We start from the raw sequence: 16,156 nt of genomic DNA, 5'->3' as shown, positions 1-16,156 counted from the left end.
TCCGCATTTTTTATATCTTCGTGTCCAAACTAAATTTAGATTTACCATGAAAATCACCTTTAATATTAACTTCCATACCGTTTGGGGACAGAAGTTATGTGTGGTAGGCTCAATTCCGGAGTTAGGCTCTTGGGAGCCGGCATTGGCTAAAGAAATGAATTATACGGGGGAAGGAAACTGGCAGCTTGAACTGGAGCTTTCTTCAGACCTGCAAATGATAGAATACCGATATATCTTAAGTGTAAACGACCGGCAAATATTTGAAGAATGGGAGAAAAACCATCAACTTATTTTTGACGGTTATACAGATAAATATACGCTTTATGATTATTGGCAGGTCCGTCCGGATGATCTGGCATTTTACTCTTCGGCTTTCACAAAAAGCTTGTTTGCCCATCCTTGTGATAAATACGAGAGAGCCGTTAGAAGTGGACGGAAATTGGTAATTAAAATTTCTGCACCTGGGGTTGAGAAGAACCAGAGTATTGCGATTACCGGGAATCAGGCGTGTTTGGGTAATTGGCATCCTGATAAAGCGTTGATCCTAGGTTGTGATACTTTTCCCGAATGGCATATTGATTTGGATGCAAATGAAATAAGATATCCATTGGAATATAAGTTTTTGGTTTGGGATAATGATAAACACCAGCCTTTATACTGGGAAACAGATGAAAATAGACAATTAAACCTTCCGGAACAAGAGAAAGGAGAAACTGTAACTGTTTCAGGATTATATTTTCGTGACAATCAGGAATTCTGGCGTTGTGCAGGCTCTGTTATTCCTGTATTTTCTTTACGCTCGGACAGTAGTTTCGGTGTTGGAGATTTAGGGGATTTGCGTAAGTTGGTAGAATGGGTGAAGAAGACGCATCAGCGTATTATTCAGGTATTACCAATGAATGACACAACCATGTCGCATACGTGGGCAGATTCTTATCCATATAGTGCGATTTCCATATATGCTTTACATCCTATGTATATCAGTTTACCTTGGTTGGGAAAATTGAATGATACGGCAAAAGCCGCTTTTTTTGCAGATAAACAGAAAGAGTTGAATGCGAAAGACTCTGTGGACTATGAGAATGCCGTAAAGTATAAAGTGGAGTTTTGCCGTGCTTATTTTGAACAGGAACGGGAGAATATTCTTAAAAATATTGAGTTTAAAGAATTTGTATTTCGGAATGAATCGTGGCTGATGCCTTATGCCGCCTATTGCTATTTTCGTGATTTATATAATACATCCGATTTTACAAAATGGGGGACAAATGCAACTTATAACGAATCTGTTATAAAGCACTTATGTGCTAAAAACAGTGACGCGTATTCCGAAATATCGTTTACTTATTTCTTACAGTATATATTGGATGCTCAATTTAAAGCTGTATCCGATTATGCCCGGAAGAATGGTATTGTGTTGAAGGGGGATTTGCCTATAGGTGTGAATCGTACGAGCGTAGAGGCTTGGACGGAGCCTAAGTATTTTAACATGAATGGCCAGGCTGGTGCACCTCCTGACGATTTTTCCGCCAATGGACAAAACTGGTCGTTCCCAACTTATAATTGGGATATAATGGAAAAAGATAATTTCTCTTGGTGGAAGAAACGCTTTCATAAGTTGAGCGATTATTTTGACTGTTTCCGCATAGATCATATATTAGGTTTTTTCCGAATTTGGGAAATTCCTCTAAGCTATGTGCAAGGATTGTGTGGACATTTTAATCCGGCTTTGCCTTTTACTAAAATAGAAATAGAACAGTTCGGACTTCATTTTAATGAAGCTCGTTTTACTACACCGCATATCAATGAAGAGTTTTTGCCGGAATTATTCGGACAGTTGGCTGAAGAGATGAAAAGCACATACTTAGCTCAGTCATCATCTCATCATTTTGTATTGAAACCTTTCTGTAATACTCAGAGAAAAATAGAGCAATTATTTGACGGAAAGAATGACGAAGTGTCATTGTGTATAAAAAACGGTCTGTTTGCTATAGCTAATGAAGTGTTGTTTCTAGAAGATCCTCGTGAGAAAGGTAAATTTCATCCCCGCATATCTGCTGGCCAATCTTATATTTACAAAGAGTTGAGTGTAGAAGACCGGTATGCTTTCGACCAACTATATTGGAACTTCTATTATCATCGCCATAATGATTTTTGGAAAGCCCAGGCATTTAAACGTCTTACCCCACTAGTGAATAGTACTGAAATGCTCGTTTGTGGTGAGGATCTGGGAATGATTCCTGAATCTGTTCCCGACGTGATGAATAAATTGCAAATATTAAGTCTGGAGATAGAACGTATGCCAAAGTCTCCACAAAGAGAATTTACGGATATGTATAATCTTCCGTATCACTCGGTATGCACTACTTCAACTCATGATATGTCGCCGCTTCGTAGTTGGTGGAAAGAAGATCGGAAAAAGACACAGCGCTATTATAATAATGTATTGTTGCGCGAAGGGAATGCTCCTGAAGAACTGACTTCTGAGTTAGCGTCTCAAATTGTGGCAAACCATTTAGGGACACGTTCTATGTTGGCTATTATCCCGTTGCAAGATTGGTTTGCAATGGATGACGCAGTCAAACGTCCGGATTATGAGGCTGAGCGGATAAATATACCTGCAAATCCATTCCATTATTGGCGTTATCGTATGCATATTTCTTTAGAAAAACTTATGCAGGCGGACGGACTAAATCAGAAAATAATTTCTTTGATAAGAAACTCCGGTAGGAAATGATAAGTTTTCGAAGGTAGGATTTTTGAGGATAATAACAATAAAAGGATATGCTATTCTAATTTTAGCATATCCTTTTATTGTTATTACTTCTTTGATATATTTTCTTTGTTTTCTCCGGACATGGAACAAGCCCCGTTGAATCTGGCATTTGGTTCAATTTCTAATACCTGAGCATAAATGTCTCCTTTTATAATGGCAGACCCTTTTAGTATCAATTTGGCATTAACTTTTATTGAGCCTTCTACTTCACCAAGTATTTCCGCATTGACGGAATTAATATTTCCGGTTACGCTTCCTTTTGGACCTACCACTATTTTTCCACTACAATTAACATCTCCTTCCACTTTTCCGTCAAGCCGGAAGTCTGTTTCTGTTATAATATTGCCTTTTACGGTCGTTCCTGCAGCCAGAGTGTTGTGTAAGCCGCTACCGGAACTTTCCTCTTTTTGTTTAATTCCCATCATATGTACTTTATTGCTTCACGCAAATATAAACTATTTTTTTTGCAGATAGGCTCTATTTTATATACATTTACATATAAATTGATATAATATGGTATCTCAAATAGAGCTGAAAGATATGAAATTTTATGCCTATCATGGTGTTTCCCCCCAGGAAACAAAGGTAGGTAATACATTCGTTGTGAACCTGATTTTGACGGCTCCTTTGGAGAAAGCTGTTATAAGCGACGATTTGCATGATACAATTAATTATGCAGAGATATTTGGAGCTGTTAAGCAGGAAATGGATATTCCTTCAAAGTTATTAGAGCATGTGGCGGGGCGTATAATGAATGCCTTGAAAGTGAAATTTCCTCAATTGCAGGAAATTAGATTAAAGTTGTCGAAATTAAATCCTCCGTTCGGCGGAAACTTGCATAGTGCATCTATCATTCTGAAAGAAACTTTCTGATTGCGTAATCTGCTTTACTTTTCCAATATAATGTTACGTGCCGGATTCTGAATGGACTCATAGTTATGATTTTCCGGGTTCATAGTAATGATTTTGAAAAGCCATAACTATGAGTTTGTTTTTTGTTCGACAGAATTTAGGTAAGTCTGGACGGTTAACATTATCTTTGCATTTCAAAAGCACAAATGATATAGATTATGGCATTTACCAACAATGTAATGATTGTTCGCCACGGGTTATTGGCGAAGTTAGTGAAGCTCTGGAAAGAAAACCGTCTATTGGACGAAATAGATCGTTTACCTATTGAATTATCTCCCCGTAAGTCAAAGATTATGGGGCGTTGCTGTGTACATAAAGAGCGGGCGGTTTGGAAATACAAGACGCTTCCTCTCCTTGGCTTTGACATGAAGGATGAAGTGGACGAACTGACTCCTCTTTCCGAGTATGCGAAGCGGGCTTTACTACGTTCGGAGAACCTGAAAGAAAATATCATGTGTGTGGTAGACGAAGCATGCTCCTCCTGTGTCTCTGTTAATTACGAGATAACGAATCTTTGCCGTGGATGTGTGGCCCGTAGTTGTTATATGAATTGCCCTAAAGATGCAATTCGTTTTAAGAAAAACGGGCAGGCCGAGATTGATCATGATACTTGTATAAGTTGTGGCAAATGTCATCAAAGTTGTCCTTATCATGCCATTGTTTACATTCCTATTCCATGCGAAGAAGTTTGTCCGGTGAAGGCCATAAACAAAGACGAATATGGAGTGGAGCATATAGATGAAACCAAATGTATCTATTGTGGGAAATGTGTGAATGCGTGCCCGTTTGGTGCTATATTTGAGATATCCCAGGTATTCGATATATTACAACGCTTGCGGAACAAAGAAGAAATGATTGCTATAGTAGCACCCTCTATTCTTGCTCAGTTTAGTGCTCCTATAGAAAACGTATATGGTGCAATTAAGGCATTAGGTTTTGCCGAAGTTGTAGAAGTTGCGCAAGGGGCCATGGAGACAACCCGCCATGAGGCGGAAGAATTGGTTGAGAAGTTAAAAGAAGGGCAACCTTTTATGACCACCAGTTGTTGTCCTTCATATGTCCAGTTGGCTGAAAAACATATCCCCGATTTGAAGAAATATATTTCTTCTACAGGTTCGCCTATGTATTATACGGCGCGTCTTGTGAAAAAGAAATATCCGAACGCAAAGATTGTTTTTATCGGTCCTTGTGTAGCTAAACGTAAAGAGGTCAAGATGGACGCGTGTGTGGATTTTATAATGACCTTCGAAGAAGTCGGTTCTGTACTGACAGGGCTGGATATTAAGATAGAGGAGGCTAAGCCTTTTTCCGTTTTATACAATTCGGTTCGCGAGGCACATGGGTTTGCCCAGAGTGGCGGAGTTATTAACGCTGTCAAAGTATATTTGCAAGGCGGAAATGTAAACGCCGTACAAGTTTCGGATCTGAATAAGAAAAACGTCGCCCTTTTGCGTGCTTATGCTAAAACGGGTAAAGCTCCGGCACAATTCATAGAGGTAATGGCTTGTGAAGGTGGTTGTGTAACAGGGCCTTGTACGCATGCCGATAAAAGTATAGGCCAAAAGCAATTAATAAAAGAGCTTACTAAATTCTAAACATAATAATGATAATTAAGAAAATTGCCTTTGCTATTTCTTTAACGGGGCTTCTGTTTGTTTTGATCCGAACAAGTATCCGGGTGCTTATAACGCTCCGGGTGCGATGGTGTCTACCATCTGGTTAACGGACGTATTATTTTGAAAAAGATTTTATTGCCCGATTATAAACGGAATGTAGATATTACTCTCCGTGTTACGGTTGCTTCTAATGGTGATCGCTGGGATAAGTCCGGTTCATGTATATTGTTACCGGTCATGGAGGACTGTGCTTCTTTTAGGCGTTTTAATCCGGCAACAGGTGTTGGGTTAAAAAAACGTTTGGCTTCACCATTGGTTGGTATCTGCTTATCTTGTTTGGGGCGAATAATCCGATTATATAATTAATGACGCAATATATGTACCGATAAATATGTATGTTTGTAAGGCGTTTGTATATTGCGTCATTGATGCTTTGTTTATTAACATTATTGAAATGTAATTTATTATGGAAACTTTGTTGCCTTTTGCTTTATTGTGCTTTACTTCCTTTTTTACATTGACGAATCCATTGGGCACTATGCCTGTTTTTCTGACAATGACGCATGGCATGAATAATCAGGAACGCCAGGACATTGTGAGAAGGGCAACTATCGTTTCTTTTATTACTTTGCTGGTATTTACTTTTTCCGGCCAGTTTCTTTTTAAGTTCTTCGGTATCTCTACAAATGGTTTTCGTATAGCCGGAGGGTTTATTATTTTTAAAATCGGCTATGATATGCTGCAGGCACGTTATTCCAATGCCAAGTTGAAGGAAGAGGAAGTCAGGACGTATGCAAATGATATTTCCATTACTCCTTTGGCTATTCCGATGCTTTGTGGCCCGGGAGCTATAGCAAACGGAATTATGCTGATGGATGATGCCAATACATATATGTTGAAGGGTATATTAATAGGCGTTATAGCTCTGGTGTATTTTATAACTTTTCTTATTCTTAGAGCTTCTACCCGTTTAGTGAAGATGATAGGGGAAACAGGCAATAACGTGATGATGCGTCTTATGGGACTTATACTGATGGTTATTGCAGTAGAATGTTTCGTTAGCGGCATTCGTCCTATCCTTGTAGATATAATGAAAGAGTCGTTTGCCTAAAAGTGCTTTTTTAACGCTGATATAGCTTTAAGTCACTATAGGCCTTTTTACCTTTTAGGTAGAATTGCACGATCAGGCTTTTACGCATCAGTTCCGGAATTTCCTTCAATGTCGTTTTAGCCAGGTTCTCATTGCGAACAGGCAAGTAGGATGCTTTTAACTGATAAAATTCTTTTCGTGCTTTGTACACTGCATGTGCATTTTTCGGATATCCGCTTAACAGGAACTTGGTTGCTGCAATGTAATCTAACCAGAAACGGATACGCATAACGTGTCTTAATTTATTTTCCGGCAGATTTTTATATAACATCAGTAAGTTGTTACGGAAATTGAGAAATGTTTTTCTGGGACTTTCCACACTGAGAGTAGCTCCTCCTACATGGTATACAACAGATTGGGGATTACATACAAGACGATAGCCACGGCAACGGAGTCTCCAGCACATATCGACCTCTTCTTGATGAGCAAAGAATTTTGCATCCAACCCGCCTTCTTCTTTGTATATGCTGGTTCTTATAAATAAGCATGCTCCGGTAGCCCAAAGTATATCGGCCGGTGTATCATATTGCCCGGAATCCTTTTCTACCAAGTGTAGCATGCGTCCTCTGCAAAATGGATAACCGTATATATCTAGATAGCCTCCGGCAGCACCGGCATATTCAAAATATTCTTTATTAAGTTGAGCTCTGATCTTTGGCTGTACACAAGCTATATTATTGTCGGAATCGAGGGTGGAAACAGGTGCATCCAGCCAATTGGGGGTTACTTCTACATCACTGTTCAGTAGCACGGCATATTCGCTGTCAATATATCTGAGAGCCTGGTTGTAACCTTCTGCAAATCCGTAATTTGTAGTAAAAGGGATAACTCTGACTGATGGAAACCGGTCTGCCAGCATTTCTAACGAATTATCGGTGGATCCGTTGTCGGCAACTACTATTTCTGCTATTTCCGGTGGAGTATGGGTGATAACGGATGGCAGGAATTTTTCCATTAACTTTGCTCCATTCCAATTCAGTATTACGACAGAAACTTTTTTAACGTGCGAATTATTTTTCATTGTTCTGTTGCTTGTTTGCCATTCTCGTTTATTTGTTGCTCTGTATGTCGTTTGTATTTCCAACGTTTATGTGTCCATAACCAATAAGCCGGATTTCTTAAGATTGATTTTTCCATTAGGCGGGCATATTCTTCGGTAATCCAGAATTCGGGAGTCTTTTTGGGTATTTTTGTCAGAAGTGTGAAATTTACTGTGTAGTAGCCTCGTTTTACCTGTTCCACATCTAAGAACACAACAGGAAGATTCAATTTTTGCGCAATTCGTTCGGGACCGGTTAGCATAGGAGTATCCTGGTTCAGGAAGTTTGTCCAATAATGAAGATTTGCTTCGCTAGGAGTTTGGTCTGCAATGAAAATGACCAGACTGCGGGTCATATCTTGTTTCAATTTAATAATGTCGCGTACGGCATCTCTCTTTTTTATGCCGAAAGAACCGAAACGCGTACGTAATTTAATAAATAACCGGTCTACCGCAACATTATTCAACGGGCGGTATATTTGATAAAGAGATACACTGTCGAAGCGGGAGGTTGATCCTGAAAACCATTCCCAGTTTCCGTAATGTCCCATAAGCATAATGACACATGTGAATCCTTCTTTCATTAACTGGTCGATTAGTTCCGGATTTTTAATATATGCGCGACGTTGTAATTCTTCCAGAGGAATATCTGCAAGTTTGATAGTTTCCACGATGTAATCTGCGAAGTGGTGGTAGAATTTCTTTTCCAGTTGAAGGAGTTCTTCTTCAGATTTTTCAGGAAAAGAGGCTTTCATGTTTCCTCGTACGATTTTGAGCCTGTATTTTATAACTTTGTAAATAAGTAAATACAGGATGTCTGATAATAGATAAAGCAAGCACATCGGAAAAATGGCCAATAGCTTTACCAGTATGTATATAATAGTGTATAGTAGTTTAGTTAACATAACTATTTGTTGTTTGTTGCTTATATTAACCGACAAGTCAGAGCTGTCTTTTCTTTATTCCAATTGCCCAGTATGACTTGGTTTGTTTTGTTTACTAGAGATATGTTGTATGGTATCTCTATTTTAATGTAGTTTTCTGTAAATCCGTACATCATACCTCCTTTTCGGGTATGTTCGAATAAAACATTAGCTTCTTTTCCTATATGTTTTTCATAAAAGGAGTGGAGTTTGTTTTCTGATATATCCAGAAGCTTTTGGCTACGCGCATGCTTGGTTTTCGGATCTACTACATAGTCTATTTTGAGAGCTTGTGTACCTGGTCGTTCCGAGTAGCTGAATACATGCAACTGAGATATATCCAGATTTTCTATGAACATACGGGCTTCTTCAAAATACTCGTCAGTTTCTCCTCTGGTTCCAACAATTACGTCTACACCAATGAATGCATGCGGCATAATTTCTTTTATCTTTTCTATTTTATGACGGAAAAGCGCTGTGTCGTATCGCCGCCGCATTAACTGTAAAACATTATCGCTGCCACTTTGCAAAGGTATATGAAAATGTGGGGCGAAACGTTTACTGGAAGCTACAAATTCGATAGCCTCGTCTGTGATCAGATTAGGCTCGATTGAAGAAATCCGGTATCTGGCAATACCATCTATATCATCTAAAGCCTTAATTAGGTCGATAAATGTTTCTCCTGTACTTTTTCCGAAATCTCCGATATTTACACCGGTAAGTACAATTTCCTTTCCTCCTTTTTGCGCAACCTCTTTAGCTTGTGCAACCATGCTTTCAATAGTTCCGTTACGGCTTCGTCCCCGTGCAAACGGTATTGTGCAGTAAGAACAATAGTAGTCGCATCCGTCCTGAACTTTCAGAAAATGACGGGTACGGTCATCTGCGGAGCAAGATGGAGAAAATACTCGTATGTATTTGGATTGGGAAGCGATAATGGCTCCTTCTTCTTTCTTCTTCAGGTTATCTAAATACTGGAGGATGTCCAGTTTTTGTTCTGCACCTAGAACAAGGTCTACTCCTTCAATATGTGCTACCTCTTCCGGCTTTAGCTGGGCATAACATCCTGTTACGACAATGAAAGCTCCGGGATGTTGTTTACTGATCTTACGGATAGCCTGACGGCATTTTTTATCTGCCAATTCGGTTACGGAGCAAGTATTAACAACACAAATGTCAGCTTTCTCTCCTGAGCGTACTTTTCGTACTCCTTGTTCAGCCAGCATTTTGCCGATCGTAGAGGTTTCTGCAAAATTAAGTTTACATCCTAAAGTGTAATAAGCTGCTATTTTATTTTCGAAAACACTTTTGTCTATCATCCTTGTGGAATTATTCGGCAAATATAATGAAAATATTAGGAAAACAGGCGCTTTGCATGCTATCGTTCTATCGGGATGATGACCGGTTTTTGTCATTTTCTTGTGTTTCATAGTCTATCAGATATTTTCTTTTTCATTTGTGTATTTCTTTGATTGTCTTTATTTTTGCGCAAAATTCACGAGTGTGTGCTATGATAAAAAAAAATTTCATCAAGATTTACGAAGAGAGTTTTAGAGAGAACTGGGCGTTGCCGGCATTAACCGATTATGGTAAAGGAACTAGTTTTACGTTTGGTGATGTGGCTACGGAAATAGCTAAAATACATCTTCTGTTTGAAAATTGCCAGGTACGCCGTGGTGATAAAATTGCTTTGATAGGTAAAGATAGTGCACGCTGGTGTATAGTCTATATGGCAGCTGTTACGTATGGAGCTATTATTGTTCCTATTTTGCAGGACTTCAATCCGAATGACGTACATCATATAATAAATCATTCCGAATCAATATTTCTGTTTGTAAGTGACCGTATTTGGGATACATTGGAAGAGGAAAAAATAGAAGAGATTCGGGGGGTATTTTCATTATCAGATTTCCGTTGTTTGCATCAGCGTGACGGGGAATCTATTCAGAAGTTACTGAAATGTATAGATGAAAAAATGGCTGAAAAATATCCGGAAGGTTTTAAAAAGGAAGATATTAAATATGCCGAACTGGATAATGATAAGGTAGTGTTGCTGAATTATACTTCCGGTACAACCGGCTTTAGCAAGGGGGTCATGCTAACAGGAAACAATCTGGCCGGAAATGTAACTTATGCTAAAACGTTGGATTTATTGTTCCGCGGCGATCGCGAATTATGTTTTCTTCCACTGGCACACGCTTATAGTTGTGCCTTTAACTTTTTGGTACCGATGGCGGTAGGTGCGCATGTTTATCTATTAGGAAAAGTTCCCTCACCTAAAATTTTACTGAAGGCTTTCGAAGAGGTAAAGCCGAACTTAATTTTGACAGTCCCGCTCATATTGGAAAAGATTTATAAAAAGATGATTCTTCCGCAATTGAGTAAAACAACAATGAAGGTTGCTTTGAGTATTCCTTTGTTGGATGGAAGGATTTATGCTCAGATTCGTAAACATTTGGTGGATGCCATGGGAGGACGTTTCCGGGAAGTTATTGTTGGTGGGGCAGCCATGAACCAGGAAGTAACGGAATTTTTATATAAAATCAAATTTCCGTTTACGATTGGCTATGGGATGACCGAATGCGCTCCGCTTATCAGCTATGATCATAATAACGAGTATGTGCCGGGTTCATGTGGGCAGGTACTGAAGGGAATTATGGAAGTGCGTATTGACTCAGATGATCCCTATAATAAGGTAGGAGAGATACAGGTGCGTGGTGAAAATGTGATGAAAGGATATTATAAAAACGAGGAGGCAACAGATCAGATATTTACCGAAGACGGTTGGTTGAAAACCGGAGACTTGGGAACAATCGACCATGATAACCGTATATATATACGTGGGCGTTGCAAAACGATGATTCTAGGTTCCAGTGGTCAGAATATATATCCGGAAGAGATAGAGTCTAAATTGAATAACCTTCCGTTTGTAATGGAAAGTATTGTGATCGAGAAAAACGGAAAATTGGTGGGCTTGGTTTATCCTGATTATGATACGGTTGACAGTACTGGTATTTCACATGAAGACCTGCCTGTTATTATGGAACAAAACAGGATAGAGTTAAACAAGCTGCTAGCCCCTTATGAAGCGGTATCCGAGCTACAACTTTATCCTATGGAATTTGAAAAAACTCCGAAGAAAAGTATTAAAAGATATCTGTATAGTAACTATTAATAAATTAGCTAATATTGATTGTCAATAGTTTATAAGTGTGGCTTAAAATATTTTGAAAAAAAGTGACTTATGTTGTACAACATATATGATTAATACATACATTTGCATCGTTTTACAACAAAGAGATATTATAGACCGTTTAAATTAAAGACAAAATGAAAAAGTTAGTTGCATTTGCTGCTGTTATTGCAGCTGTATCATTCACATCTTGTGGTAACAAATCTGCAGAAACTACAGAAGAAACTGTAGCAGAAACTGAAACAGTTGAAGCTGCTCCTGTTGTAGAAGAATCAGTTGTAGCTGAAGAAGTTGCTCCTGCAGATTCTACTGCTGCTGTTGAAGCTGCTCCTGCTGAATAATTTCAGTATCAGTTTAAGAAAGGACAGTCTGTATGTTTTGCATACAGACTTTTTTTGTTTATATACCTATCGGAATAAAGAATATGAAAAAAGAATTACTACTTCCGGCTATGATCTTATTAGGCCAACAATTGTTTTCCCAGACACTCATAGATACAACCTTGTTTATACAAAACATTGACGTACAAGGCAAACGTTTTGCCGGTGTTAGTGGTGGAGAAATAAAAAAGTTGCAGGTTGAGGATAATTTGACTAGCATGACGGGCACTACTGCTGAAGCATTTCGACAAATACCCTCATTAATAACGGATATGGAAGGAGGAGTAACCTTTCGTGGGGCGGATAAACCGGGAATGTTAATAGATGGTATACCTTATGGAATGTTGGAAGAATATAGCGGTGATGTCTTAATTCAATTACCGGCTCTGTTTTTTAACAAGATATCGCTGGGTCAGTTTCCTCTTGTAAATTTGGTACCTGATGGTGATGCGGGAGTCCTGAATTTGTCATCAGCCATGTTTGGAAAGAACGATTCTCCTTTGATTGTGACATTGGGCGCAGGTTGGAATGAAAGATATAATGCCGGAGCCATATTAAATCTCCATCCGGCCAAATTTCATATAACGGCGAAATATAATTACCGCAAGGAGTATCGCGAACGTACATTTAGTAAATCTACAGCAACTTTAAAGAATCGTACGGAAATGAATAACAATGCAGTTGCACGTCCGGATGTTCATTTAGCTGATTTAAAAGTTGGTTATGATCTTTCATCCAAAGACCAAATCACTATTCACGGTTTATATTATTTAATGGATTATAGCCGTTACGGACGTATCAATAATCGCGTATTCAATCCACAGGGAGAGCAATTGAAATATGTAATACGTAATCGTTATAATGATCAAAAACAGGAAGCTTATGCTGTCGAGGCTTACTGGAACCATCGCTTTTCTAATAACAGTAATCTTTATACTGTATTCAATTATAATAACTTTATATATAATGAAGATAATGATTTCAAGAATGAAAACCCCGAAAGCGGGAAAATAGTAGCCGAAGATAATCAGTTTTTTAACCGGAAGAAGCATAACTATTACTGGAGTGCCGGATATAGCCTTCCGTTTTCTGAAAACTGGATATTCAACGTTGGATATATAGGCCGGTCTAAAGTGGAAAATTATGATACGGATGCAAATAATAAAATCAATGGTAATTGGGTTTCAAACGATCAGAAAATATATAATTACCGGTTTCACCGTTCCTTAAATCTGCTATATGCCTCTCTGGAGAGAAAGTGGAATGATTTTGAAGCTGAGGTTGGATTGCATGTCGAAGTAAATAAACAAACTATGGAACAGTTTAGCCCGTTTTGGGTAAATTCCTCAAATTCTGTGAATGTAGGTCTGAAAACGGACAATACTTATTTTCATTTATATCCGCGCGCTCGTTTTTCTTATCAGATGGGAAAGAACAATCAATTGATTTTTAGTTATCAGCAACGTGTGATTCGTCCTGATGGATCGGATTTAAGTTCATTCCTGGATAATAGTGATGTGACACATATATCACAAGGAAATCCTGATTTGAAGGATGAGTTTATTCATACACTGGAGCTGGGTTATCAGTTGACTGTGTTAAATTTTCGTCTGTCACCGGCTCTTTATTATCGAAACAGGACGAACCGTATAATGGAGGTTGCCTCTCAGGTAAACGACGAGACTATCTGGATGAAAGATAATGCCGGTAACAGCCAGACTGTTGGGTTTGATATTTCGATGAATTGGAGCCCGTTTAAAAATGTATCTGTAGGCCTGTCCGGTGATGTTTATCGCGATGAAATAGATGGCCGGATGATAGGGTATGACAATGTAAAGAAGTCTCTTACTTGTTGGGATATAAAAGGGAATGTAAATGTAAATATTACGCGGAATACGGAATTTCAGGTTGATGGCTTTTTTATATCAGACCAGCTTACTCCGCAAGGTAAAATTAAAAGCCATTATAGTGTAAATGCAGGGTTGTCGCATTATTTTATACATCGTAAATTACGTGCAAACTTAAGTATCAACAATATTTTTGATACGTTGGAAGAGATTATGGTTATTGATACAGAAAATCTGCAGATGACGCAAAAGCGTAACCGCGATGCCCGGGTTGCATGGCTTACCTTGACTTATAATTTATAGATTTACTGATAGTTTATGCTATTCATCCTGTTTTCGTTTGCCTATAAACAGGATGAAGCGCATAGACCGGTCGTATGTGAGTTCTCCTATAGAGGTTATAATCAGATTTTTTCCGCAATAACACTATTTACTTCAGCCAGGCGGAAATAGAAATTTTTTCTGTTATAAAAGATTTTCCGGAAAGGAAAAGAGATCGAGTTGTATTCTAATCCGGATGACGCTACCTGATATAATAGAGGAGGAAATTGGTGATAGTTGTTTTTATCGATAAGTACAATCTGGAAATTCGTATTTTTTAATTTATTTGCTAGTTGCAATCCGCCAAATCCTCCGCCAATAATTACAATACGTTTTTTATCTGTTTGAGGGATGTTGAAACTCATATTCTGGATATTTTATTTATAAAACAATAACTGGGGAAAATAAGTTTCTTTTTTCTGTTTTAATTTCCGGGCTTATCTCCTGTCCGGGAATGTTTAAGTTATATCTTTGCGACGAAAAAATGAATTATTATGGGAGAGGTCAGAGGAATGTGGTTCTATCATTTGATAGCTATTGTTACGGTAATTGTTTGGGGAACCACTTTCGTTTCTACTAAAATATTGCTTTCTTATGGATTATCACCAATGGAAATATTGTTATATCGTTTTGCATTGGCCTATGTGGCTATGTGGTTTGTTGCTCCGCGTAAAATTTTGGCAAGAAACTATAAGGATGAATTGTTATTTGTGATGGCTGGATTGTGTGGCGGTTCTTTATATTTCGTATCAGAAAATACGGCATTGGGGATTACGTTGGCCTCGAATGTTTCATTAATATTATGTACAGCTCCCATTCTTACGGCATTTCTTACTTTTCTTTTTACGAAAGGAGAGAAGCTGGATCGTAAATTGATATGGGGATCACTGATCGCCTTTGTGGGGGTAGCCTTGGTGGTCTTTAATGGAAGTTTTATTCTTAAAATCAATCCTGTAGGAGATGTTCTGACCTTGATTGCTGCACTGATGTGGGCTTTCTATGGCTTGATCCTGAAGAGAATGGGAGCCCGGTATCCTGTGTTGTTTATTACGCGTAAAGTTTTCTTTTATGGAATTATTACCCTGTTTCCGATGTTTTTGTTTAGACCTATTCAGACGGATTGGCACGTTTTAGTGAAACCTGTGGTTGGTTTGAATTTGTTGTTTTTAGGCTTGGTAGCATCTATGCTTTGTTATATTATGTGGAATACGGCAGTCAAGCAATTAGGAGTAGTCCGTACGACGAATTATATTTATATAGTACCTTTGGTTACATTGATAACATCTGCTATTGTGATAGACGAGATAATTACGATAGTCGGTTTATTTGGATCTGTATTTATTTTAAGTGGAGTTTATGTCGCAGAAAGAGGATTGAAATGCTTTCGGCTGTTACGGAGTTAATGCAATAAGCTGTTTATTCAAATCATCCCGATGAAATAATAAAACCATCCCGATCTTTTTTTTAAATCATCGGGATGATTTATTTTCTGATTTTTGAATGTATTAAGCTTATTTGGTATCTTTAAGATGCCTGATCTGGCTTTGGCGGTATTGGAGGTATGCTATATTTGTTCCTTGAATATTACTGGCTGGGTTTTTCGTACATTATATATATAAATAAATCGTTAAGATTTAGGGATAACGAATCTGATAATTTTTTTTCAATATGTAACTTGCGGATGTTATGCAAATTAGGTTGTGCGCCTTGTTTTGTTTAAAAAAATAGTTGGAATAAAGTTTGGAATATATGTTTAAGAGCATTACTTTTGCATCCGCATTCGAGAGAGAATGATTGGTGAATAGATATTGAACAATATTTTTATCAAAAAAGTTCCATAAACATTTGGAGCTAATAAATAAAAAGTTTTATCTTTGCATCCACGTTCGCTAAAAAGCGGGTGTATAACGAGTTCTTTGAAAGATTTACATACAACAAGTAGTACAAGTATTATACAGACATTAGATGTTTGTTTTATAGAATAATAATACCGTCAATTACT

General features: G+C 38.1%; 12 protein-coding genes and 2 pseudogenes. 9 read left to right on the top strand and 5 right to left on the bottom strand.

The window, feature by feature from the left end; genetic code table 11:
- Positions 1-46: 46 nt before the first annotated feature.
- Positions 47-2,734, top strand: a complete 2,688-nt coding sequence (locus tag C4S38_RS11440; protein ID WP_103983853.1) for a 4-alpha-glucanotransferase — start codon at positions 47-49, stop codon at positions 2,732-2,734.
- An 83-nt stretch (positions 2,735-2,817) separates the two neighbouring features.
- Here the strand turns inward: C4S38_RS11440 and C4S38_RS11435 are convergent, their stop codons facing one another.
- A complete protein-coding gene (locus C4S38_RS11435) occupies positions 2,818-3,195 on the bottom strand; it encodes a bactofilin family protein (protein WP_099464062.1) in 378 nt (125 codons plus the stop codon).
- A gap of 91 nt (positions 3,196-3,286) precedes the next feature.
- On the opposite strand from C4S38_RS11435, the gene folB reads away from it, so the two are divergent.
- The 4 genes and pseudogenes from folB (at position 3,287) to C4S38_RS11415 (ending at position 6,412) form a co-directional block, all read left to right on the top strand.
- Positions 3,287-3,646, top strand: coding sequence for a dihydroneopterin aldolase (gene folB / locus C4S38_RS11430; protein ID WP_103983852.1), 360 nt, complete (start codon positions 3,287-3,289; stop codon positions 3,644-3,646).
- 197 nt (positions 3,647-3,843) lie between these two features.
- The gene (locus C4S38_RS11425; protein ID WP_103983851.1) at positions 3,844-5,280 is read left to right on the top strand and encodes a monomeric [FeFe] hydrogenase; all 1,437 of its coding nucleotides are present in this window, start codon (positions 3,844-3,846) and stop codon (positions 5,278-5,280) included.
- A 55-nt stretch (positions 5,281-5,335) separates the two neighbouring features.
- Positions 5,336-5,535 (top strand): annotated as a pseudogene (locus C4S38_RS11420) (PNGase F N-terminal domain-containing protein); the annotation flags it as partial.
- Between the two features lie 232 nt (positions 5,536-5,767).
- Positions 5,768-6,412, top strand: a complete 645-nt coding sequence (locus C4S38_RS11415) for a MarC family protein (protein ID WP_099463530.1) — start codon at positions 5,768-5,770, stop codon at positions 6,410-6,412.
- A gap of 10 nt (positions 6,413-6,422) precedes the next feature.
- Here C4S38_RS11415 and C4S38_RS11410 read toward each other — a convergent pair whose 3' ends face one another.
- From C4S38_RS11410 to mtaB, 3 genes are read right to left on the bottom strand one after another with little or no spacing between them, the layout of a single operon-like run.
- On the bottom strand, positions 6,423-7,472 hold the full coding sequence (locus C4S38_RS11410; RefSeq protein ID WP_103983850.1) for a glycosyltransferase family 2 protein: 1,050 nt from the start codon (positions 7,470-7,472) through the stop codon (positions 6,423-6,425).
- Positions 7,469-8,395: a lysophospholipid acyltransferase family protein gene (locus C4S38_RS11405; RefSeq protein ID WP_103983849.1), complete on the bottom strand. Its 927-nt coding sequence runs from the start codon at positions 8,393-8,395 to the stop codon at positions 7,469-7,471. The genes C4S38_RS11410 and C4S38_RS11405 overlap by 4 nt, the downstream gene beginning before the upstream one ends.
- A 20-nt stretch (positions 8,396-8,415) precedes the next feature.
- Positions 8,416-9,732: a tRNA (N(6)-L-threonylcarbamoyladenosine(37)-C(2))-methylthiotransferase MtaB gene (mtaB, locus tag C4S38_RS11400; RefSeq protein WP_103983900.1), complete on the bottom strand. Its 1,317-nt coding sequence runs from the start codon at positions 9,730-9,732 to the stop codon at positions 8,416-8,418.
- Between the two features lie 191 nt (positions 9,733-9,923).
- On the opposite strand from mtaB, the gene C4S38_RS11395 reads away from it, so the two are divergent.
- The 3 genes from C4S38_RS11395 to C4S38_RS11385 all read left to right on the top strand — a co-directional run bounded on the left by C4S38_RS11395 (position 9,924) and on the right by C4S38_RS11385 (position 14,136).
- The gene (locus tag C4S38_RS11395; protein ID WP_103983848.1) at positions 9,924-11,588 is read left to right on the top strand and encodes an AMP-binding protein; all 1,665 of its coding nucleotides are present in this window, start codon (positions 9,924-9,926) and stop codon (positions 11,586-11,588) included.
- 155 nt (positions 11,589-11,743) lie between these two features.
- Positions 11,744-11,947: a hypothetical protein gene (locus C4S38_RS11390; protein ID WP_103983847.1), complete on the top strand. Its 204-nt coding sequence runs from the start codon at positions 11,744-11,746 to the stop codon at positions 11,945-11,947.
- An 83-nt stretch (positions 11,948-12,030) separates the two neighbouring features.
- Entirely contained in the window at positions 12,031-14,136 is a 2,106-nt protein-coding gene (locus C4S38_RS11385) for an outer membrane beta-barrel family protein (protein WP_103983899.1), read from the top strand.
- A gap of 69 nt (positions 14,137-14,205) precedes the next feature.
- Here C4S38_RS11385 and C4S38_RS11380 read toward each other — a convergent pair.
- Positions 14,206-14,519, bottom strand: a pseudogene (locus C4S38_RS11380) (FAD-dependent oxidoreductase); the annotation flags it as partial.
- 129 nt (positions 14,520-14,648) lie between these two features.
- On the opposite strand from C4S38_RS11380, the gene C4S38_RS11375 reads away from it, so the two are divergent.
- Positions 14,649-15,557, top strand: a complete 909-nt coding sequence (locus C4S38_RS11375; protein WP_103983846.1) for a DMT family transporter — start codon at positions 14,649-14,651, stop codon at positions 15,555-15,557.
- The last annotated feature ends 599 nt before the right edge of the window (positions 15,558-16,156 follow it).

The organism is Parabacteroides chinchillae (genome assembly GCF_900108035.1).
GTDB classification, from domain to species: domain Bacteria; phylum Bacteroidota; class Bacteroidia; order Bacteroidales; family Tannerellaceae; genus Parabacteroides; species Parabacteroides chinchillae.
This window is presented reverse-complemented; position numbering and strand designations above follow the sequence as displayed.